Source organism: Selenomonas sp. FC4001 (genome assembly GCF_000701565.1).
In the GTDB taxonomy this organism is placed as follows: domain Bacteria; phylum Bacillota; class Negativicutes; order Selenomonadales; family Selenomonadaceae; genus Selenomonas_A; species Selenomonas_A ruminantium_B.
The window spans coordinates 103410-124713 of the sequence record NZ_JNJF01000005.1 but is presented as its reverse complement, the minus strand read 5'-3'; the positions used below and the strand labels follow the sequence as shown (position 1 = coordinate 124713).

General features: G+C 47.0%; 20 protein-coding genes. 16 read left to right on the top strand and 4 right to left on the bottom strand.

What is annotated here, in order from left to right:
* Window positions 1-133 precede the first annotated feature (133 nt).
* Window positions 134-1093 carry an L-lactate dehydrogenase gene (locus tag T320_RS02470; RefSeq protein WP_037352858.1) on the top strand — a complete coding sequence of 320 codons (960 nt, stop codon included), beginning with the start codon at window positions 134-136 and terminating at the stop codon, window positions 1091-1093.
* A 189-nt stretch (window positions 1094-1282) separates the two neighbouring features.
* On the opposite strand, the gene T320_RS02465 is transcribed toward T320_RS02470, so the two are convergent.
* Both T320_RS02465 and T320_RS02460 read right to left on the bottom strand, forming a co-directional pair.
* On the bottom strand, window positions 1283-2116 hold the full coding sequence (locus T320_RS02465; protein ID WP_037352856.1) for a deoxyribonuclease IV: 834 nt from the start codon (window positions 2114-2116) through the stop codon (window positions 1283-1285).
* Between the two features lie 2 nt (window positions 2117-2118).
* Window positions 2119-2454 (bottom strand): arsenate reductase family protein, encoded by a 336-nt coding sequence (locus T320_RS02460; protein WP_026760446.1) that lies wholly within the window; start codon window positions 2452-2454, stop codon window positions 2119-2121.
* 355 nt (window positions 2455-2809) lie between these two features.
* Here T320_RS02460 and T320_RS02455 point away from each other — a divergent pair, with 355 nt between their 5' ends.
* Window positions 2810-3682, top strand: a complete 873-nt coding sequence (locus tag T320_RS02455) for a DUF5131 family protein (protein ID WP_037352853.1) — start codon at window positions 2810-2812, stop codon at window positions 3680-3682.
* 78 nt (window positions 3683-3760) lie between these two features.
* Window positions 3761-4456: an MmcQ/YjbR family DNA-binding protein gene (locus T320_RS02450; RefSeq protein ID WP_037352851.1), complete on the top strand. Its 696-nt coding sequence runs from the start codon at window positions 3761-3763 to the stop codon at window positions 4454-4456.
* 148 nt (window positions 4457-4604) lie between these two features.
* Here the strand turns inward: T320_RS02450 and T320_RS02445 are convergent, their stop codons facing one another.
* Window positions 4605-5162, bottom strand: a complete 558-nt coding sequence (locus T320_RS02445) for a cysteine hydrolase family protein (protein WP_037352849.1) — start codon at window positions 5160-5162, stop codon at window positions 4605-4607.
* Window positions 5163-5507: 345 nt separating this feature from the next.
* Between T320_RS02445 and T320_RS02440 the strand changes: the two genes are divergently transcribed.
* The 13 genes from T320_RS02440 (at window position 5508) to T320_RS02385 (ending at window position 19686) form a co-directional block, all read left to right on the top strand.
* Window positions 5508-6149, top strand: a complete 642-nt coding sequence (locus T320_RS02440) for an N-acetylmuramoyl-L-alanine amidase (RefSeq protein ID WP_037352846.1) — start codon at window positions 5508-5510, stop codon at window positions 6147-6149.
* 161 nt (window positions 6150-6310) lie between these two features.
* Complete coding sequence (locus tag T320_RS02435; protein WP_051608560.1) at window positions 6311-7837, top strand: FAD-dependent oxidoreductase; 1527 nt, start codon at window positions 6311-6313, stop codon at window positions 7835-7837.
* 169 nt (window positions 7838-8006) lie between these two features.
* Window positions 8007-8339, top strand: a complete 333-nt coding sequence (locus T320_RS13835) for an STAS domain-containing protein (RefSeq protein ID WP_051608559.1) — start codon at window positions 8007-8009, stop codon at window positions 8337-8339.
* A gap of 58 nt (window positions 8340-8397) precedes the next feature.
* On the top strand, window positions 8398-10617 hold the full coding sequence (locus T320_RS02425) for a SpoIIE family protein phosphatase (RefSeq protein ID WP_037352843.1): 2220 nt from the start codon (window positions 8398-8400) through the stop codon (window positions 10615-10617).
* Window positions 10618-10687: 70 nt separating this feature from the next.
* Window positions 10688-12385, top strand: a complete 1698-nt coding sequence (locus tag T320_RS02420) for a dicarboxylate/amino acid:cation symporter (protein WP_197019358.1) — start codon at window positions 10688-10690, stop codon at window positions 12383-12385.
* Window positions 12386-12517: 132 nt separating this feature from the next.
* A complete protein-coding gene (locus T320_RS02415; protein WP_051608558.1) occupies window positions 12518-13294 on the top strand; it encodes a C39 family peptidase in 777 nt (258 codons plus the stop codon).
* Window positions 13295-13296: 2 nt separating this feature from the next.
* Window positions 13297-14091 carry a transporter substrate-binding domain-containing protein gene (locus T320_RS02410; protein ID WP_037352839.1) on the top strand — a complete coding sequence of 265 codons (795 nt, stop codon included), beginning with the start codon at window positions 13297-13299 and terminating at the stop codon, window positions 14089-14091.
* 245 nt (window positions 14092-14336) lie between these two features.
* A complete protein-coding gene (locus T320_RS02405) occupies window positions 14337-15737 on the top strand; it encodes a PTS transporter subunit EIIC (RefSeq protein ID WP_231465832.1) in 1401 nt (466 codons plus the stop codon).
* Entirely contained in the window at window positions 15734-16699 is a 966-nt protein-coding gene (locus tag T320_RS02400) for an alpha/beta fold hydrolase (protein WP_037352834.1), read from the top strand. The genes T320_RS02405 and T320_RS02400 overlap by 4 nt, the downstream gene beginning before the upstream one ends.
* 75 nt (window positions 16700-16774) lie before the next feature.
* The gene (locus T320_RS14535) at window positions 16775-16930 is read left to right on the top strand and encodes a hypothetical protein (protein ID WP_177188134.1); all 156 of its coding nucleotides are present in this window, start codon (window positions 16775-16777) and stop codon (window positions 16928-16930) included.
* Window positions 16931-16966: 36 nt separating this feature from the next.
* Complete coding sequence (locus T320_RS13830) at window positions 16967-18625, top strand: phosphatase PAP2 family protein (protein WP_051608557.1); 1659 nt, start codon at window positions 16967-16969, stop codon at window positions 18623-18625.
* Window positions 18626-18707: 82 nt separating this feature from the next.
* Window positions 18708-18917 carry a hypothetical protein gene (locus tag T320_RS02390; RefSeq protein ID WP_037352831.1) on the top strand — a complete coding sequence of 70 codons (210 nt, stop codon included), beginning with the start codon at window positions 18708-18710 and terminating at the stop codon, window positions 18915-18917.
* A gap of 103 nt (window positions 18918-19020) precedes the next feature.
* Entirely contained in the window at window positions 19021-19686 is a 666-nt protein-coding gene (locus T320_RS02385) for a hypothetical protein (protein WP_037352829.1), read from the top strand.
* A gap of 102 nt (window positions 19687-19788) precedes the next feature.
* On the opposite strand, the gene T320_RS02380 is transcribed toward T320_RS02385, so the two are convergent.
* Window positions 19789-21168, bottom strand: a complete 1380-nt coding sequence (locus tag T320_RS02380; protein ID WP_037352827.1) for a serine hydrolase domain-containing protein — start codon at window positions 21166-21168, stop codon at window positions 19789-19791.
* Window positions 21169-21304: the final 136 nt, after the last annotated feature.

The following is a 21304-nucleotide window of genomic DNA, read 5'->3' as shown; positions in this document are numbered from 1 at the left end:
GTTGCTGCACTTTTAGTATGAACAATTTTATAGAAATTTACTCCTTGGGTTGTAAACTTGTAACAAAGAGCGTATACTGTAAACTTGTAAATGTAATTTACGGGAATTCTTGTAGTAAAGGGGATAGATTATAGTGTTTAAGCCACATAAATTAGCAATCATCGGATTAGGTCATGTAGGTTCTGCGGTTTTGGCAAGAGCCATTGCCTGCCAGCTGGCGGCAGATATTGCCTGCATTGACATCAAGCCGGAAGTGGCCCATGGCGAGGCGCTGGATGCCGTACATTCGCTGTCCTGCAGCTATGTGCCGGGCATTCATGTTCATTCCGGGGGCTTTGAGGAATGTCGTGACGCGGATGTGATTATCTGTGACGCCGGCCCCAGTATTTTGCCGGGACAAAAGATGGACAGACTCACTTTGGCCAAGGAAAATATCGCGGTCATTCGCGAGGTGATGAAAAATGTCACTCAGTATACCCGTGAAGCTGTCTTTATTATGATTACCAATCCCCTGGATATAACGACCTATGTGGCCGCTACGGAGTTTGATTATCCCGTTGGCCGCCTCTTTGGTACGGGTACCACGCTGGAAACAATGCGCCTCAAGAGCATCATCGGCCGTCATTACCACGTGGATGCGGCAGATGTGCAGGGCTATATGCTGGGCGAGCATGGCAATTCCGCATTCCCGGCCTGGAGTACGGTAAATATTGGCGGCGTGCCGTTGGCTGGTCTTGATGAATTCTATGACCATGAAAAGGCTCTGGACCGTCAGGAAATTGCCCAGGAAGTCGTCAACACTGCCTATGATGTGCTGCAGTCCAAAGGCTGGACCAACACGGGCATAGCCATGGGCGCCTGCCGTCTGGCAAAGGCAGTGCTCTTTGATGAACACGCCGTACTGCCGGTGTCCATGCCCTTTACTGGCGAGTATGGCCTGAAGGATGTGGCCCTGTCCCTGCCGAGCATTATCGGCAAGAACGGCGTAGAAAAGCGCATCCCGCTGCATCTGCCAGCAGACGAGCTGGAAATGATGAAGAAGAGCGCCGAAAGCGTCAAGTCCGTAATGCGGGCGAATCAGGTGATTGACTGAGTGGATGTGTGGCTGATAGAAAAATATGTGACAATATATAACTATCGGTGGTAAAATAGATATATAAGATTTGCATAGCGATATTACCGGGCATAGAAGGTTCCTGTTTGAGAATAAATGCGCCGCCCTTTATTGGCGGCGCAGATGATACCTTCCGCCCGGTTTTATTTTATATGGGGTATGGGGAGATTATTCCAGAACATTATTCTTAAGCAGCGCAATTTCCTGAGCGTAGCCAGCAAGTTCGTTGGGCGTTTCCAGGATAAAGGGAAGGTTTCGCAGCTGTGGATGGTTTATGACGCTTACCAGTGCGTCAAGACCGATGCAGCCCTCACCGATGCGTGCGTGCCGGTCTTTGTGGGAACCACAGGGATTCAAGCTGTCATTCAGATGGATAGCCTTGAGGCGTTCAAGACCGATAATCCGGTCAAATTCATTCAGCACGCCATCCAGGTCATGGACGATATCATAACCGCCATCCCAGATGTGGCAGGTATCAAGGCAAATACCCAGCTTATCTTGCAGTTCTACCCGGTCAATGATGGCCCGCAGTTCCTCGAAAGAACGGCCAATTTCGGTGCCTTTGCCGGCCATGGTTTCCAAGAGCACTGTGGTGGATTGAGCAGGCGTGAGGACTCGGTTGAGTTCTGCGGCAATTAAGGCAATGCCGTGTTCACTGCCCTGTCCTACATGACTGCCGGGATGAAAGTTGTAGTAGTTTCCGGGCGTGGCTTCCATTCGCTGCAGGTCATCTGCCAGTATCTCATGGGCAAATGTGCGTAAATTGTCTTTGGCTGCACAAAGGTTCATCGTATAAGGGGCATGGGCGACCAACTTGGTAAAATGATGCTCCTTGGCGAAAGCGATAAAGGCATCTACATCTGCATGGTTGATGTCCTTAGCCTTGCCGCCACGGGGATTGCGGGTGAAAAAGGCGAACGTGTCAGCATTGATGCTGACGGCATCTTTGCCCATAGCAAGATAGCCTTTGGCTGATGATAAATGACATCCGATATGAAGCATACTTACTGCCAGCCTTTCCAAATATCCGGCTCATAGCCTAAAGTTGACTCTTTGCCATTTCGTACCACAGGGGTCTTTATGACCTGTTGGTTCTCAAGGATGGTTTCCAGTTTGTCTGCCATATAGTTGACACGAGCAAGAGCGTCCTTGTCCTTGCACTCCGGATTTATCATACCATCGATGCCGCCATGAGCTTTGGCTACGGACTGGAACTCGCCCTTGCTCATACCCTTGTCCAGGATATCAATAAACTGGAACTTTATGCCGCGTTCTTTGAAGAAACGCTGTGCTTTCTTGGTGTCGTTACACTTCTTGGTGCCGAAAATCTGAATGTTCATGTTTACCCTCTTTCACTGTTTGGTTATAAATGGCCTGCCTCAAGTATAATGTGGTTTTTCGGCAACGTCAAACAACGTAATAACACATTGGGGGAAGGGCTTTGGCTAAATATCCGGGGCTTCATAATGAGATGCAGGCTGAGCGGCTGTTCTCAGTCTTTTTATAACAGTGGATATAAACGCAGCTCCTTGTTTTTCGTTGACCTGTGGTAATTGATGTAATATAATGGCTGATGTAATGTTGATGGATACAACTAGGGTTGAGGAGGTTTTCTATGCAGTTTTCTTTTTGTCTGCCGGTAGCCAAATGGTCACCTCCAAGCCGCTGGTTTAGTGGAAGAGGCTGAGTAAGAACATGCATGATATCTGGAATCCATGGCATGGCTGCAAGAAAATCAGTCCCGGCTGTGCCAACTGTTATATGTATACGCTGGATAAGCAAAGGGGAAAAGATGGTGCGGACATTTACCGGACAGAGAATTTTAACTATCCGCTGCAGAAAGACCGCTACGGCGGTTATAAGGTAAAAAGTGGTGAGCTTATCCGGGTGTGCATGACTTCGGATTTTTTTCTGGAAGAGGCTGACAAATGGCGGGAAGATGCATGGGAAATCATGCGGCAGAGGTCGGATGTCATTTTCTATCTGCTCACCAAGCGGCCGGAACGGGTGCCTGCCTGTTTGCCGCAGGATTTTGGCAAAGGCTGGGAGAATATCTGGTTTAATGTAACCTGCGAGAATCAGAGAATGGCCGATATCAGGCTGCCGCTGCTCAGGGAGTTGCCGTTCAAACACAAAGGTGTTATGTGCGCTCCCCTGATTGGTGCCGTGAGTCTGAAACCATATCTGGAGGATGGCATCATAGAGCAGGTTATCTGCGGTGGTGAGAATTACGAAGGGGCAAGGCCATGCAACTATGATTGGGTTCTGGCGCTGCATAAAGAGTGCCGGGAAAACAATGTATCCTTTTCCTTCATCGAAATAGGTTCGCATTTCATTAAAGATGGCAAGCACTATCGCTTGAGCAGCAAACAAAAGCAGGCGGAACAGGCCTTTCGGGCAGGTTTGAATTTTAAGGGCAAGCCGATGTATTTTGACCTGAGATATGCGATTGGGCTGCCTGTAACGCCGGATGAGTGTTACCGTTCCGTTTATGACGGCCCCCATTGCCATGCCTGTGGCAGTCGTTTGATATGCAATGGATGCAGCCATTGCGGCAAGTGCGGATAAGCGATTGGATTCGTATAGGCACACAATAGCAGAGAAAAGTAGTGGCGAGGAAGGTACGTTAAAGAGGAAGTTTTAGCAATGAGAAAGACAGATGGGTGGTATGAGTTGGCGGCTGGGGAAATACCGAAACTGCTGGTAGATAAGCTGGCTCCTTTTGGCTTTCGCCGTGATGGAGATGCCTATTTCTACGCAGAGGATTTGCTGGCAGGCAGTTTTCGGCTTCATATAAGGGTCAATAAGAATGGTGATGTGTCAACTTTGCTGATGGACACGGAGTCAGAGGAGCCTTATGTGCTGCATTTGGTGGAAAATGCGCAGGGAGCTTTTGTAGGAGAAGTACGGGCTGCCTATCGGGCAGTCCTTGACCGTATTGGTGCATCCTGCGGCGAACATGGCAGCTTTCATGGGCAGTATGTAGAGGAACTTTTGCAGTATGTGCAGAATACCTATGGCGATGAACTCGAATATCCGTGGAAGGATATGGATGCGGCGGTTATTCGTTCCCATTTGTCACAGAAATGGTATGCGGTCTTTATGAAGGTACATCCCAGCAAAATCGGCATTGGCGGCAGCCAGCCTATTCGTATCATGAATCTGCATGGTACGGCAGAGCAGGTGGCCGCCTTAGTAGATGGGGAAAGGTATTTTCCGGGCTGGCACATGAATCGGAAATACTGGTATACCATATGTCTGGATGGCAGTATACCGATGCCGGAACTTCGACAAAGAATCGACGAAAGCTTTGTATTGGCACAGCCAAAGAAGCGGCGATAATAGGGAGGCCGAACAATTAAGAAATAAGGATATAATATATAAATGAGGCTATGCGAATGCATGGCCTCATTTTGTCCACCAGATAAGGTGCTTCACCACATTATGGGCGAAGGCGATATGGACATGATTATCAGAAATACAAGTAAAGTTATTTTCTCCAGGGCTCCTGTCCTTGATTGAGAATTTCTACTTGAATCGCTTTCATGGCTGCCAGTGCCGTGTCGTGGGATTCCGGTGTGACTCCAGCGCAGCAGGCGGCGTCAACCGCCACATGGCTGTTCGGGCAGGCAGATTTTGCAATTACAGCGTTGGAAAGCACACAAATATCCGTACATAAGCCAACGAGTTCAATAGAGTCAATCTTGTTTTCATAAAAGCTGGCTAGGGACAGCCCCATATTGTAAGCACCAAATGTAGTTTTTTCTATAACATCAGCTTCCAGAGGAACGTTCAGCTGGCTGCTAATGGCCCAGCCCTCCGTATTTTTGATGCAATGGGGGACCGGCAGATTCTTGCCTTCTTCCGTTTCCATGTAGTCGTCATAATGGGTATCCTGCGTAAAGATGATGAAGTCATTATTGGCTCTGGCTTCTTCGATTTTCTTCGCCACATTGCTGACAATGGCTGCAGCTTCCGGGGAACCCAAAGCGCCGTTGATAAAATCATTCTGCATATCGACAACAATCAAAAGTTTTTTCTTGTTCATTTCTTTCTCGTCCTTTCAAAAATCGTCAGCCATAATCGGCATAGACGTAAGCGTCGGCATCATTCTTATGATAGCACAGGAACACGCCGCCCCGCCAGTTGTCATTTTATGAATATTCGCCAATACCTGCTGAATTCCTTCCTTAACATAAGTCCGAAACCTGGTCACGGGAACCTAAAAGTTCAGTGATTTTTTTCGGTTCACAAAAGGAAATGTCTTACAGTTATCGAATTTATATGAGAATTAGAACGCCTTAAGGCATGGCACTCAGGTATCCGACATTGTGGGTGCGAGCAAGAACGGTATCAGCGTGAATAAAGGAGCTTGGAAAAAGGAGCAAAGTTTATGATAAGAAAGACATTATTTCTTCTATTGGTTTCACTTTTTCTTATGACAGAAACTTTTGCCGGTGGATTACAGATAATTGATAAACCAATACGATGGTCGGATTTTAGAGAGCAGCTTATTCGTGAGTATGCTGCAGCACACTACAACTTGGAGCAAATAGATATCATTCCCAAAGCTGTTGTTGTGCATTGGACAGCCTCTAGTACTTGGGAATCTGCTTATAATCATTTTTACAATGAGGCCCGCGCTGATGGGACGCTGAACGTTGCATCTCACTTTCTGGTGTCACGGGATGGGCGAATATACAGACTCACACCTGAAACAGCACTTAATAGACATATTATAGGATATAACTGGTGTGCCATTGGCATAGAAAATGTAGGTGGAGTTAATGGCGTGGAAGACTTAACAGACGCGCAACTGGAAGCAAATGTTGAGCTAATCAAATATTTACATAAAAAATACGCGACGATTTCCTATGTCTTTGGTCACTACCAGCAGGATGCAGCCCGAAGCAGTGGATTATACATTGAAAATGTACCGAACTATCGCTCAGAAAAAATAGACCCGGGCTATATTTTCATGACTGCGTTGAAAAGTCGCTTGCAAGGTGAAGGGCTTAAATTTTACGATAACTAGGATGAAGCATCGCCAAGGTTTTCTTCCCAGATGTAGTTGTTGCTGAATTCATGAATAATTTTTCCGTTCACAAAAGGAATTGCCCTGATAATTGTCGAAATAATTAGGAAATTGATTTAATGTTTCGACGGATTGGGGAATGTAGTGTGGAGGGAATGAACATGGAAAAATCATTTTCAATTCCGATTTCTCGGCGGGCTTTTATGAAACTGGTGGGGATGGGAACCGTAGGGATGCTCGCGGAAACAGCCATGCCGAGCGGCAAAGCCGCAGCAGCCCCGGCAGGAGTGAATGGCGAAGGCCTGCCCACTCTGCTGACCGCTGATGTTTGCGTGGTTGGCGGCGGTGCGGCAGGGACAGCGGCGGCTATCAGTGCCGCACGCGCAGGCGTAAAGGTTGTACTGGTCGAGCGGGGTATTTCTCTTGGCGGCCTGGCCACTCAAGGGTGCGTTTTCCCTTGTATGCCTACTTATGCATTTGATAGCGATACGCCTTATATAAAAGAACTTAACAAACGCATAGAGGTTAAGGCTGGCTTTGCGCCAGTGCCTAATCTCCCGGAAACGGACACACATTATGGGGATGGAATGGGCGCTTATGTACCGGAATTGCTGACAGAAGTCTATGATGAATGGTGCGAGAAAACGGGAGTAACGGTTTTATATGATGCTGCTCTTGTGGGCGCGACTGTAGAAGATGGAACCATCACGGCCTGTGTGGTGCAGACCGTAGAGGGACTGGGGAAAATCCAAGCCAAGACGTTTATTGATGCCACAGGGGATGCCCTGCTGTCGCGATTTGCCGGAGTCCCCACGGAAAAAGGTTCGGAAAAAAACGGGCGAAACCAGCCTATGAGCCTGCGGTTTGAAATGGGAGGCATAGATGTAACGAAAGTTTATCATTTCTTTCATGATAAATTGAAGGACACTTGGTTACCGGAAGAATGTTCTAAAAAATTTAAGGAAGATGTGAAAAAAGGCCGCGATCCGTTTTGGGAATTTGCCAAATGGAAGAAAACCGAGAGTTTCTTTCGGGAAGGCGTTAAGAAAGGCGAGCTTACGGAAGATGATGTTCTGTATATCCAGGCATTTTCCATACCGGGTAAGCCACATACCATGTCCATGAACTGTCCGGAAATGCCTCCTTTGCTGTTTTCGGCCACAGATGCTGTGTCACGCAGCAAGGCAGTATCCTTTGGACGGAAGATGATGCGCCGTTTGGCAGCTTATTTCAAGAGGAATATTCCCGGCTTTGAAAAAGCCTATATCAGCCGCGAAGCCAGCATGGTAGGTGTGCGCGAGTCTTGGCGGATTCGTGGGAAATACTATATGGGAGCCGATGATTATCTGAAGGCACGTCATTTCCCTGATGCAGTCTGCCGCTCGGCATATCCTATAGATATTCATGATGTGAAGCTGGATTTATTTGAAAAGCTGAAAAAGGGACAGTATTACGAAATCCCCTATCGCGCGCTGGTGACCAATGAGATGTCCAATCTGCTTGTGGCAGGACGCTGCGCCAGCGGCAGTTTCGCTGCGCAGGCTTCCTTCCGTATACAACCCACCTGTATGAGTATGGGAGAGGCAGCCGGTATTGCGGCAGCTTGGGGACTATCGCGGAACATTCCTGTAAATGAAGTTAAATGGGAGGATATACCTGCTGAAAAACGCAGTTATGTAAGCCAATAACACGGCTCGCTAAGATATATTCTGCTGTGTCAGGGAAAACGCCTGCGTACTTGGTGACGCAGGCGTTCTGTCATGATTAGCCGTTGCAGGCAGGATGTTCACGATGTTTGTCGAATTTGTAAAGAAATAGATAAATTTAGCATATTCCTTTATAGAAGGGGCAGATGATATGGCAAGTGAGGTTGTACAGAAAGAAACAAAGTTGGCTAATGGCTGGTTGACTTGGCGTGTTGAGGGACGGATAGATATTTCTACCGCTGAGTCTATTTATTCAAGTGGAGAAAAAATCGTTGAGCGTGAGGAGAAGACTGTTCTGGATTTGGAGGCTGTGTCGTATATTTCCAGCGCGGGACTCCGAGTACTTTTGCGTCTGTTTAAGAAAGCCAGCAAGGAAGGTAAGGCGTTTGCGGTAGCAGGGGCTGCTGGTATGGTGAAGAAGGTTCTAATCGATAGTAATATGAACTCGTATTTAACCATGCATCAATCACTCGATGAACTTTGAGTTCAGCAGACTGGGAGTGCGGGGACAAAAGGGGCGTCGTTAAAGGAGTAGTTTAGGAATGGGCGATTACTGGCGGATTGTACGAAAAATATTGCGCAGACGGCTGAGTATCCGGGAGCGTTTACTGCTGCTCTTGTTTATCAGCAGCTTGTTGTCGGCCCTGGTGTTTGCAGGCTTGTCCTTTTATGGCGTTACCTTCGTGCAAAAAGATATAGCAGATTTTGGGGGGCAGCTTTCGCAGGAGGGAGCTGCATACACACAGGAATATATAAATAAAACCAGTAAGGAGACGATAGCAGACTTAGCCAGGTCGAAAGCTAACTTTATTGACTATGAGTTGGCACATATGGAGCATGATGTGACCATTTTAGCAGATGCTTTGACTTGGATACATAAGCATCCGTCCAATTATCTGCCAGCTGCTGTTCTTGACCCGTATAATGGGAAAGTTCCGCCGGCTGCGCCCTGTATTATCTATAGTCCTGAGGTGCGAAAACGTGGTATTGAAACGGTACGGCAAGAAGTTGAGCTGGCCGCCAATATAACGGGTACGATGGTGCCGATGGAAAAAAACTATGGTTATTATAGTTATTCCGCAACCTATTTTGGCAGTAAATCTGGGTTTTTAATTTGCAGCAGCGTCTTTGTTGGGGATAAGTACAGTCCGATGTCTGATGACCCGGCTTTTAGTTATGACCCTTGTGTCCGCCCGTGGTATCAAAATGCCATCAAGGCTAATAGGGCGGTATTTTCTTTGCCTTATCTCACAATTTTGACGGCGGAACATAGTGACGTTGAAGTTATAAGCTGCTCAGCGCCATATTATGACGCGGAGGGAATTGCTGGCGTAGCAAGTCTTGATATAGCGACTAAAGAGCTGCGTCAATATATTACGAATACGGCCATTGGTGATAAGGGCATTAACTTTATCATGAACAATGATGGCAAGGTGATTTTTTCACCGGTACACGAGGGCGTGCTGGCCGAGACAGATAAACAGCAGGATTTACGGAAATGCGAGTCGGCGGAGTTTGCCAGGGCTGCTTATTATATGACTAATGGCGAAAGTGGTGTATTGCCTGTTGAGCTGTATGGTGAAAAATACATGCTGGCGTTTGCGCCACTTCCTACGATGAAATGGAGTCTGGGGATTCTGGTGTCACAGGACGAACTCTCATCTTCCTTGCAGGAAAGCCACAACTATTTCATGGGGCAGATGGAATCATTCAGTGATAATTTGCAGCGTGAGTCGCTGTTGCTTTTGCAGGTGGCTGTGCTGGCATTCATCACCATGGTGGTTATTATGATATTTACGTCGAAGGCGCTTTCTGACCGGTTTGTAAAGCCGATAAAGCAAATGACTGATGGCGTGCGTGAAATTGCCAGTGGCAATCTTGACAAGAAACTTGATATAACTACCGGCGACGAAATCGAACATTTAGCCATATGCTTTAATTCTATGACTGATGAGCTGAAAGCCTATATTGATAATTTGTCTAAGGCAACAGCTGAGAGGGAAAAGGCGGCAGCGGAGCTTTCGGTGGCCCGTAATATTCAGCTGGGCGCATTGCCGCAGGATTTTTTGACCGCTTATCAGGAATTTCAAATAAATGCGGCCATGGATGCAGCCAAAGGGGTAGGCGGCGATTTTTATGATTTTTATATGACGGATGAAAATCATCTGGTGATAACGATTGCTGACGTGTCAGGGAAAGGGATTCCGGCAGCCCTTTATATGATGCGCGCCAAAACTACGTTAAAGAATATGGTCTTAAGGGCGAAAAATGCTGCTGATTTTGCCGATTGTATGAAGATGGCGAATCGAGAACTTTGCCGGGAAAATGAAGAAATGATGTTTGTGACGGTGTTTATGGCCAGGCTGGATTTAACAACAGGAGAACTTGTTTATGTAAATGGCGGTCATAATCCACCGCTGGTGCAGGCGGATGGCAAGTTCTGTTATTTGCAGCAGGCCAGAAAACATATGATGCTGGGCATAAATGAGGACGAAATGTATGAGGCGCATAGTTTGGCTATGCAGCCGGGGGATATTATTTTCCTGTATACAGATGGCGTGACAGAGGCTATGAATGAGGCTGAAGAACTATATTCCGAAGAGCGTTTGCAGGCGACATTAAATAGGCAGACTTCAAAAGATGTAAAGGAAATACTCGCAGCTGTTCGTCAGGATGTTAATACCTATGCGGGGGACGCGGAGCAATCCGATGACATAACCATGTTGGGGCTGAAATTTTGTGGCAGCTTGGATGATGTGTAGAACTGCTTAGTAAAATGTCCGGTAATGAAAGCACGGGAGCTGCCAAATGATATGTAAAAGAGTTCCATGCATGGAGTGCTACCGTTATGGACATCACCATTCAAATCTCAGCGTGAATATGCAGCCTACAATATATGGAGAAGATAAATATATGCGAACACCAATATATACTGTTTCTGAAGAAAATTATCATCAATTAGTAGAGTGGCTAGAAAAAACTTTTTCCGAACTGGGACTATCCCGAGAAGAAATATATAATGGCGAATTATTGCTAGAGGAGAATTTTTTTCACTTTGCCACAGCTTCTGGTGATGAAAATAAATTTCAAGCAAAAGTAGAGGTTACAAAGCACTTTGGTGAGGTCAGCCTTCGACTGATTGCCCCAGGAAAAGCCTATAATCCACTTAATGACATAGAGGAAATTCCAGACGATGAGCAAAAACAATACAGCTTGGGTATATTAAAAGCGCATAAGGATGACATAAGTTATGCACGAAAAAATGATGTAAATATTATTTCTATCCGTGTACATCGTTCAGGCAATAAAATTGCCATTTATACACTTATTGGCCTCGTGGTGGGCATCGTTGTAGGGATAGGAGCTAAAAGTGTACTTGCTCCGGATATACTTATATGGTTAGTTGACAACATATTTGATACGGTTGAAAAATTGTTCATGAGTGCGTTGATGATGGTCATAGCACCATTGGTTTTTTTCTCGGTTATCGAGGGCATAACGAGCATGTCGGATGCAGCAGATATCGGGCGTATGGGTGGAAAACTTATACTTTTATCTATTGTTAAACTATCTGTAATTCTGGTCATGTCAATAGGATTAGGATTTTGGTTAGGCGCTATGCCTGACCTTATTTCAATGCTGAATGAGGAAAGCAATTCCGCAGTAATCATGTCTTTAAAGGACGTAATGATAAGCATTGTTCCACCCAATATTATTGCTCCTTTTTTTAACAATAATCTTCTACAAGTATTGTTCCTAGCTTGCTTTTTGGGCTTTATTTTAGCTAAGTCAGGTGACAGAGGGCTGCCTGTTCGTGAGGTAATCGTATTTGGTAAGCGCTTTGCTATGGATGCTGTGAGGGCAATTATGCCGGCTATGCCTATTGTAGTTGCAGCTTCTATGGCAAAAATGATGATAATTGTCGATATTTCAGTCTTTTGGCCGTTTAGCAAAATTGTCATTTCTGCGTTTATCGAATTTTTAATAATCATTTTGAGCGAAGCCGTTTTTTTGGCAATTATTGGTAGGGTTTCGCCGTTGCCGTTTGTAAAAAAATTTCTTAGCTTTAGTGTTTTACCATTTTCTGTCCGCAGTTCGAATGTATGTTTGCCTGCTACGCTGGAATATTGTTCCGATAAGCTGGGTGTTGATGAGAAATTAGCACTTTTTTCTGTTCCTATCGGCATTCAATTTAATATGCTAGGAGGCTGTGCTTATGTAACAGCTATTGCTATTTTATTACGGGTAACAATAGGGTTACCTTTTGATTTTGAATTTTTAATCACCTTCTTCTTTGCAGCGCTTATGATGTCGTTTACTTTTCCTAGCGTACCAGGCGCAACGGTTATTGTTATGACTTCAATTTTTGGTATGGCTGGAGTGCCAACAGCAGCAGTTACCTTATTTTTTGGCATTGACCCTTTGGTAGATGGCATTAGAACAGTAAGTAATATGGTCGGAAATTTATCCTCATCATTTCTTTTAGCACGATTGGAAGGAAAGCTGGATAAACATATTTATTATGAATAATAATGTAACTGTGAAATAATGCGTTGGATATCCCTAGCGAATGCTCACCGTGGTTACGGATTAATTCAATCATCCGTGGAGGAAGATGGAATGAATTCCCATAACAAACTGACGAAAAAAGGAGCATGAAAGATGTTCAAGAAACTTTGGCCAAAAGCTATCGCCGCCTGCCTGCTGGCTGGTGCGCTGAGTATGGGAACAGCGTTTGCTGCCAATACGGATGAGGTGCGTGTAATTCCCTATCCTGCGGGATTGAATACCAAGACGGAAGGCGCATCTTCGGCGCCAACAGAGATAAATCATGCCGATTCTCCATACTTCAAGCATGTGGATATCTATGAAATGAAAACCATTATTGGCCGGCGTCTTGTACTGCCGCATTATCCGACCTATCAACAGGCTAGAGAATATACCTGCGGGCCGGCAGCTGCCCTTACCGTGCTTTACTGGTATGGCAATAAGGATTATGACGAAATGTCCTTGGCAAAAGCGATGAAAACACAGGGCTATCCTATTGGCACAAGTTTGGAAAATATGGTGAACTTTTTCCAGAATATTGGCTGGAATGTAAAAAGCGGTTTGAACACAGATAAAATCAGTCGCTTTGAAGATTTTAGGATTTTTTTGATGGAACCACTATCACATGGGCGTCCGGTTTTGGTAGAAAATGTGGAGTGGGGTGGTCATTGGCGTGTGATTATCGGCTATGACAACATGGGGACAGAATCGTCTTTGGATGACATGCTCATCTTTGTTGACCCCTACGATACCTGTGACCATTATCAGGATGGCTATACTGTAGGAAATGCCGTAAAATTCTTCTCCATGTGGTTTGACCATTCCATGCTCCCCGAAAAAGAACGCTATCAGCCATGGATTATTGCTTATCCGAGTGAAGGGGGAGTATAGTTATGCAAAGAAAGATTTTACCAGTTGGCCTGATAGGTCTGCTTCTGATGGCAGTGCTGATGTTGCCTGTGATACGTGCGGAGGCTGGGCATCTTGAGGATATTTCTGCCAAAGGTGTGATTCGGATTGGTACCACCGGGGATTACATTCCCATGTCATACTTAAACCCGCAAACCGGAGAATACGAAGGAATTGATGCTGAGCTGTCACAGTTTATTGCTGATTCCCTGGGGGTAAAAATCCAGTATGTGCCAACTACATGGCCGACGCTTGCCGCTGATATACAGGCCGGGAAATTTGACATTGCCCTTTGCGGCATTTCGCGCAATTATAACCGGGCAAGAACCATGGCTATGTCGGATGCCTATGGGGAAGGACTTTTTGGCAAGACCATACTCTGTCGTGCCAAGGATGCAAAACGGTTCCAAAGCCTGACAGATATTGACAGACCGGAAGTGCGTGTGATGATAAATCCGGGCGGTACAAATGAAAAGTTTGCCCAGGCAAATCTCAAACACGCGAAGATTATCGTCTATAACGACAATGCGGATATCCCTCGTCAAATTGCAGAGGGGAAGGCAGATATCATGATTACAGAAACGGTAGAGGCTGCTCACTATGTTCGCATGGACAAGCGGCTGGCCGCACCTCTAAAGGATAGTCCATTTACCCATCATTCCTGTGGCATTCTGATGAAAAAAGGCGATCAGGAATGGCTGAATTACATCAATTTTGTACTGGCAGAACTGAAGATGGACGGCACTCTGGGGAAATTGGAAAAAAAGTATCTGAAATAGAAATAAGCCGCTGATGGACTGTGTGCCCAGTTCAGCGGCTTTTCTATGTCCTTGTGAACCTTTTTGGGGTTCACAAAAGGAATGGCAAGGAATAAGGGCAGGATTTTAGCTGATTTTATAGAATAGTTAAATGCATATCGACAAAAAACGCAATTTAAGGATTTTGCTCCTGGTAACGAATAACATAATAAGGAAACGCTGTTTTCCGTATATAAGAGAAAGAAAATGTGGATAGTGATTAGAAGATGAGAGAGAATGTAATGGAAAAAATGTTTGCAAACTTGCAGCGCATCGGCAGGGCGTTGATGCTGCCGATTATGGTACTTCCAGCTGCGGCCCTGTTGCTTCGGTTCGGTGCGCCGGATGTCCTGGATATACCGTTTGTTACCAGAGCAGGTGGCGCAGTCTTTGATAACCTTCCTCTGCTCTTTTCCATCGGTATTGCCGTGGGGCTTGCCAAGGACAGCAATGGCGCTGCAGGACTTGCGGGCTGCATCGGCTATCTCATCCTGACCACGGCACTTACGGCCATTGATGCGACGCTTAACATGAGTGTGTTTGCCGGTATCATCAGTGGTATAGAGGGAGGCATTTTATATAACCGCTTTCATACCGTAAAATTGCCGGAGTTTCTGGGAGCCTTTTCCGGCAGCAGGTTCGTCCCTATTGTGACGGCGGGGGTGTCCATCCTGTTGGCGGCGATTTTCGGCGTTATCTGGGGGCCGTGCCAGGAGATTATCCGCGCTGTCGGTGAATGGATAGCCAGTGCGGGAGTGCTTGGCACATTTATCTTCGGCGTATTGAACCGGCTGCTCATTCCCGTAGGGCTTCATCATATCATCGGCAGTTATATTGGGTATATGTTCGGCGAGTACATTAATCCAGTTTCCGGCGTGGTGGTGACGGGGGATATCAATCGCTTCTTTGCCGGAGATCCTACGGCGGGAATGTTCATGGCGGGCTTTTACCCCATGATGATGTTCGGCCTGCCGGCGGTGGCTCTTGCCATATATCATGCCGCCAAGGCGGAAAACCGTCCCAAGATTGGCGGCATGCTCGCCTCAGTGGCCTTCACCTCCTTTTTGACCGGGATTACCGAGCCTATTGAATTTTTGTTTATGTTCGTGGCTCCTTCCCTTTATGTCATACATGCCCTGCTTACCGGCCTGTCCCTGTCGGTCACCTACTCCTTGGGGGTCCTGGATGCAGGGGCTTTTTCACCTGGCTTCATAGACTATGTCCTTAGCTGGGGACTGGCTACTAAACCCTGGCTGATCATTCCCATCGGGCTTGGTGTTGGCGCAGTGTACTATGTGATTTTCAGTTGGATGATTCGCCGCTTTGATATACCTACCGTCGGACGCTATGATGAAGGCATAGAAGCGAGCGTTGCTACTGAAAAGCTCAGTGACTTTCCAGGGCAAATTATTGTCGCGCTCGGAGGTACTGCCAATCTGGCAGAAGTGTCCAACTGCATAACGCGGTTGCGCATTGTAGTAAGCGACATCGCCAAAGTCGACTATCAGACGCTGAAATCCATAACCGGGGTAAAAGGAGTCATCAGCAAGGGCAAGGCTGTGCAAGTGGTCATTGGCCTGCAGGCAGAGCACGTTGCCGATGAAATCAAGGGGGAAATAAAAAGATGAAAGGTCTTTTGTCAGCAAGGAAAAATTGGGTCTGGCTCGGTCTATTTATCTGCCTGCTCTTGAATCTTTTGTGTTTGTCCCCGGCTCAAGCGGCAGAAATCCTTAGGGAAACCATCCCTTTGGCGCGAAATGAAGTGCCGCTGCATTTGGAGCGTTATATAGAGCAGGACGGCAAGACAAAGCGTCCCCTCTTGTTTGTGCACGGCGTGACCTTTTCTTCCCATGAATTTGATGTTGATTACAAGGATTACAGTTTGGCGCGATATTTTGCCAAGCACGGATTTGAGGTTTGGCTGCTGGATATTGCAGGCTTTGGAAATTCTGGCAGCGTCAAGGACGGCTTTATGCCGGATTCGGATTATGCTTCGGAAGATATCGCAGCTGCTGTGAAGCTCATATTGGAACGAAATAATCTTGCGTCCCTGGATATTTTGGGCTGGAGTTGGGGAACTGTGACCAGTGGTCGCTTTGCTGCCAAGCATCCGGAGATGGTGCATCGCCTTGTGCTTTATGCGCCTATAGTAGCCGGGCTTGGTGAGCAAGAGGTGAAGGAGCCTTTTAATAAAAATACCTGGGAAGGTGCAGCCTCGGATTTTCAGAGGAAAGCTGACGGAAGCATAGATTTTGACATCGTGGAAAAGCCTGTGGCAAGCACCTATATTGATAATGCCTGGCACTACGATAAGGATACAAGTCCCAATGGTGGTAGACGGGATTTGCTTGTCGGTAGGAGTGCGCGACTTATTCCGACAGAGAGCATAAAAGCTCCTGTGCTGATTATAGTCGGCTCCAAAGATCCGTATGTGTCACCTGATTTATGCGACGAAGCGTATAGGACACTTCCCAATAGAACAGATTCGGAGTTGATAATTTTGGATGGAGCCGCACATGCAATGTTGATGGAGCGTCCGTATTACAAGCTGTTTCGGGAAAGAGTATTAAATTTTTTGAATAAAGGCTGATGTGCGTTTCTGAAAGCCCAGGGATATACTGTGTTTGCGCCAAGACTTCCGAGGCATGGAACAACCGCAGAAGATATGCTCATCTTTGCTGATCCTTATGATACCAGTGACCATTATCAGGATGGCTATACTGTAGGAAATGCCATAAAATTTTTCTCCATGTGGTTTGACCATTCCATGCTTCCCGAAAAAGAACGCTATCAACCATGGATTATTGCTTATCCGAAATAATAAAGGTATTTCCAAAAATCAGGAAGGATTAAGAGAATGAGAATAGGAAAAAATAGTATTTTTGCAAGCGCGGTGGCAGCAGGCCTGTTTGTAGTCAGCAGTCATGGCTATGCAGCCAGTCTGACCCAGGCACCGGAACCTGTGGCAGGTGCCTATGTGGATATGTATCGGCAGTCGGTCCCGAAAGGAACACCAGCTGCCGGTAATCCCGTGGGAAGGATTTTATTGCATTTCCTTGATTATTGGCAGCCAGGAGAAAATGGGCAGCGGGGAAAAGAACTGGCTCCAAAAGTTCTGCAATATGATTTGGCGCGCATACGCTGGTTCAGCAGCCATCGCACAGCGGAACAGGAGCAAGAGGATGTGTATTATGCCCATAATCCAACGGATTCGGTTAGAGTGAAGGGGCTTGGAAGTGATGAAGCGGCTTACCAGGCTGCCGGTGAAAAGGTGGCACATATTGCGCAGCTGGGCGAGTTGATGGCGAAGTTTGACACGGAAGGATTGGCTCGGACGAAGAAGGCTTTCCGTTATCTGCGGCCTTTCCGCCTGGATGATTGCATCCTACTGAATCCGCAATTGGCAGAAAAAGCAAGAGCGCACAAACCGGAAACGGATTTTGGCTTTTCGAGTGGTCATACCTTCCGGGGCTATATGGCGGCTTTGGGCTATGCCTACGCATTTCCTGAACGCTATCAGGCTTTTCTGAAGGTGGCATCGGATATTGGCTTCAGCCGCAACCGGGCGGGGATGCATAACTGTCTGGATGTTATGGGCGGTCGAATGGTAGGGACGGCAACTGCGGCAGCCATGTTCTGTGATCCGGAAAACCGCCAACTGTTACTGGAGGCGCGGACTGAAGGAGATGTGTTTCTGCGGTCACTGGAGAACAAAAATAAAACGGTCGTGACTGATGCGGACGAACGCGCTTATGAGGAGCGTCTGACCTACGGATTCGCACCAGTGGGAGCTGTAAATCAGCCCATGCGGGTGCCGAAAGGCGCCGAGGTTCTGCTTGAGACACGTTTCCCGTATCTTTCAGCGGAGGCGCGGCGGTTAGTGCTGGCAACTACCGGCCTGCCTTCCGGTTACCCGTTGCTCGATGATGAAGAAGGCTGGGGGCGGCTTAACCTTTGGCGGGCAGCCGATGGCTTTGGAGCACTGCCGTCCGATGTTCGGGTTACGATGAGGGCTGAAAATCAGGGTTTTTCTGCGCGCGATTGCTGGCGCAATGATATCCATGGCGAGGGACAGTTGGTCAAAGCCGGTGATGGTGTGCTGGTACTGTCCGGAGCTAATAGCTATACGGGGGGCACCCGGATTGAAGGTGGCTCCATCTGGGCAGAAAACCGTACAGCGCTGGGAGCTGGCAAGGCCGAGGTTTTGGCAGGCAAATTATATGAGAACACGGAAGGTCCGTTAGAACTAGCTGGTCTGCATATGGAGAAGAAAAGCGAGTTGGTATTAACTGTCCGTAAGCCGGCAGATATCGTTTGCATAAATGGAGCGGCAAAATTCACCGGTACATTGCTGGTAAAACTCGCAGCTGACTGGAAACCACAGACACAGCCGCTGATTCAATGTAACGATTCGCATAGGGGAGATTTTGTCCAGGTAAGATTGGAAGGCGTACCTGACGGGGTGAAGGTGCGGACGTTATGGCAGGGCAAACAGTTCTTGCTTAAAGTGGATTAAGTTTTTTAGAGGAAAGGAACTTCTGTCGCTTTATGCGTACTGTGGCGAAAGGATGTACATAATGAGAAAACATTGTTTGTGTATGTTGTTTATCATCGTATGTTTCTTGCTAGGTCATAGTACCTTGGCAATCGGTGCTGCCGTTATTTCCAGGGATGCTCGGTCAGAGGAATATTTGCCACTGCTCGCAGGCAAGCGGGTGGCGTTATTTTGTAACCATACAGCCAAAATCGGCGAAGAACATCTTTTAGATTTGCTCTTGAAGGATGGCCAGCAGGTGACAGCCATTTAGGAGCTGACCATCAATAAAAAAGCAGGATTAAAGTCATAAATAGCGAAATATACCAACAGGTGATTTATATAACAAGTCGTTAAAAGGCAAGGAGGATATTGGCATGCAAAAGAAGATTATGATGGCAGCAGCTTTGGCAGCTTTTGGTTTTAGTTTTGGCTTCGGTGGTATGGCGCAGGCAGCGGTTAGTAAGGCGCCGCAGACAGCTGTGCAAAAAGCGGTACCCGGTCAGGATTCGAGTGAAGATAAGAAGCTGGCCTCGCAGCGTTTTGTCAGCTCAGAACTCATTCAGTCAAAACTTGACTATCAGATTTGCCTGCCGCGCTGGTATGATTCCGGCAAAAGCTATCCGCTGATTATTGTCATTAATGATGTGAATGGGGAAACCGACGGCAAGGCTTTACTGAAACAGCCGGATGGTGTCAGCGCCTGGGTGGATGAACTGGAAAGGAAGCAGCAGTATGCTATCGTTCTGACGGTTCAATCAACGAAAGACTTTGAGGCGCGTGTCGGTCGTCTTTCCAATACTGAGGGTATGAATATTCTGCGCTCATTGCTGCAGGATGTGCGTCAGAACTATGCGGTCAACAAGAATGCCATTTATGGCATTGGCGAGAATAGAGGGGCCTGGGTCATACAGCTTATTAGCGAGGAGCTGCCCGGCTATTTCAAAGCAACCTATCTCGACGAAAAGACCGCCGACGGGAAAGCAGATAACAAAGCTATTCATGACTGGTTGATGAAAGAAATGGCAGCACAAGCCAAATAAGCAAACAAGCCGCTGAATTAACGGGCTGTATGCCCGGTTCAGCGGCTTTTCTATGTCCTTGTGAACCTTTTGGTTGGGGTTCACAAAAGCAGATATTAAGTTTTATTTGCGAACAAACACATTGCGGCAAATAGCATCGCCAATGGTTTCTTCCCAGATGTAGTTGTTGCTGAATTTACCAGCGCTGCGTGCATCTTCGTCCTCTTCAATGGCTTCGCCGTTCATGATGTAGACAAAGCCATCTTTGGTGTTCGGACGGATGGCCAGCATGGAGAGCAGACCGAAAGCCTCACCGGTGTGTCCCACCAGGTCAATCTCCGTGTCTTTGCAGAAGCGGGCTGTACTCTTGCCGTCCATCTGGTAAATGCCCAAACCGTAGGAGAGAATCGTGCCGCCATAGGTGTTGCCGTTCTTGGTTTTGTCGTCATAAATCCATTCGCGGCCAAGCATGGTCTTAACCGAAGCCGGAGAGAGAACCTGTTTGCCCTTGTAGGTGCCACCGTTAAGCAGCATGGAAAGCGCATGCGAAAGTTCCTCACAGGAAATCCGCAGACCGCCTGCCGGGGAAAAGACCGTAGCATTGGTGCCGGGAACATAATCTTTTAGGCTGTAGGTATCCTGGAAGTTTTCGGCATAAGGATTTTGCAGGGCAACAGTATCTTTGGCCGGCTGCCCCTGTGGATATCCATCCTGTGTAGCACGCCATGGACCTTTTTCATTCCAGACGCCGGCGCTATCTTTTTTCTGGTAAACTGCGCCGAGTTTCTTAAATTCCTTCTGGCTGAAATTGCTGGGCAGATAGTCAGCTTTTATATCCAGCTGTTTTAAGATATGGTTCTTTTGATACTGGTCAAAGCGTTCGCCTGTAACTTTTTCGATAATGGTTCCTAAAAGCCCATAATTGAGATTACTGTAGGCAAAGTATTTGCCCGGTTCCTGGCCAGCAGGGGCAAAGTGGGCGCCATTTTCGTAGAACTTGCCGTCTTTGCGGAAGAATTCTTGCAGCCCCATCTGTGGCGGAATGCTATAAATCTTGCCATCACGCAGGGAGGATTGGTGAGAGGCCAGCATTCTCACGGTAATGGGCGTATTCGGATAATGGGGATTTCTGAGCGTGAATCCCAAATATTTGCTCACATCGTCATCCAGGTTGAGTTTTCCCTGTTCGACCAGCTGCATAATCGTGAACACAGTAAACATCTTGGAGACGGAAGCTACGCGAAAACGGCTTTTGCGGGTAAAGGGGTGATTTTTTTGTGGATTCTGGCTGTCGATAATAGCTGAACCTTGAAAGCTGCTGTAAATTTCTTTGCCATCCTTAAAGGCGATTACCCCTAGCCCTGGCACTTTCGTGCCGGTATCCCCAACCATTTGGGCAAGCTCGTTGTCCAAATCGGCCTTGCTTTCCTTACTCATAGCCAGACAGCTACTCATGAGCAGGCAGAACATCGCCAGTATAATCGCGGTGATTCTTTTCTTCATCCAATTCAACTCCTTTTACGATTTTCATGCAAATGGCCTTGGGCCTTGACAATACCACAAAGGTGTTATTCGTTCTGAACAGCGCCTTTTCCTGCTATTCCCTGCAAATGACCGTGCTTATTTCGCAGGGAATAGC

Coding starts and splice junctions, on each gene's coding strand:
- T320_RS02465 (WP_037352856.1), bottom strand. CDS start 2,116: ATGCTTCATATCGGATGTCATTTATCATCAGCCAAAGGCTATCTTGCT.
- T320_RS02460 (WP_026760446.1), bottom strand. CDS start 2,454: ATGAACATTCAGATTTTCGGCACCAAGAAGTGTAACGACACCAAGAAA.
- T320_RS02455 (WP_037352853.1), top strand. CDS start 2,810: ATGCATGATATCTGGAATCCATGGCATGGCTGCAAGAAAATCAGTCCC.
- T320_RS02450 (WP_037352851.1), top strand. CDS start 3,761: ATGAGAAAGACAGATGGGTGGTATGAGTTGGCGGCTGGGGAAATACCG.
- T320_RS02445 (WP_037352849.1), bottom strand. CDS start 5,162: ATGAACAAGAAAAAACTTTTGATTGTTGTCGATATGCAGAATGATTTT.
- T320_RS02440 (WP_037352846.1), top strand. CDS start 5,508: ATGATAAGAAAGACATTATTTCTTCTATTGGTTTCACTTTTTCTTATG.
- T320_RS02435 (WP_051608560.1), top strand. CDS start 6,311: ATGGAAAAATCATTTTCAATTCCGATTTCTCGGCGGGCTTTTATGAAA.
- T320_RS13835 (WP_051608559.1), top strand. CDS start 8,007: ATGGCAAGTGAGGTTGTACAGAAAGAAACAAAGTTGGCTAATGGCTGG.
- T320_RS02425 (WP_037352843.1), top strand. CDS start 8,398: ATGGGCGATTACTGGCGGATTGTACGAAAAATATTGCGCAGACGGCTG.
- T320_RS02420 (WP_197019358.1), top strand. CDS start 10,688: ATGGAGTGCTACCGTTATGGACATCACCATTCAAATCTCAGCGTGAAT.
- T320_RS02415 (WP_051608558.1), top strand. CDS start 12,518: ATGTTCAAGAAACTTTGGCCAAAAGCTATCGCCGCCTGCCTGCTGGCT.
- T320_RS02410 (WP_037352839.1), top strand. CDS start 13,297: ATGCAAAGAAAGATTTTACCAGTTGGCCTGATAGGTCTGCTTCTGATG.
- T320_RS02405 (WP_231465832.1), top strand. CDS start 14,337: ATGAGAGAGAATGTAATGGAAAAAATGTTTGCAAACTTGCAGCGCATC.
- T320_RS02400 (WP_037352834.1), top strand. CDS start 15,734: ATGAAAGGTCTTTTGTCAGCAAGGAAAAATTGGGTCTGGCTCGGTCTA.
- T320_RS14535 (WP_177188134.1), top strand. CDS start 16,775: ATGCTCATCTTTGCTGATCCTTATGATACCAGTGACCATTATCAGGAT.
- T320_RS13830 (WP_051608557.1), top strand. CDS start 16,967: ATGAGAATAGGAAAAAATAGTATTTTTGCAAGCGCGGTGGCAGCAGGC.
- T320_RS02390 (WP_037352831.1), top strand. CDS start 18,708: ATGTTGTTTATCATCGTATGTTTCTTGCTAGGTCATAGTACCTTGGCA.
- T320_RS02385 (WP_037352829.1), top strand. CDS start 19,021: ATGCAAAAGAAGATTATGATGGCAGCAGCTTTGGCAGCTTTTGGTTTT.
- T320_RS02380 (WP_037352827.1), bottom strand. CDS start 21,168: ATGAAGAAAAGAATCACCGCGATTATACTGGCGATGTTCTGCCTGCTC.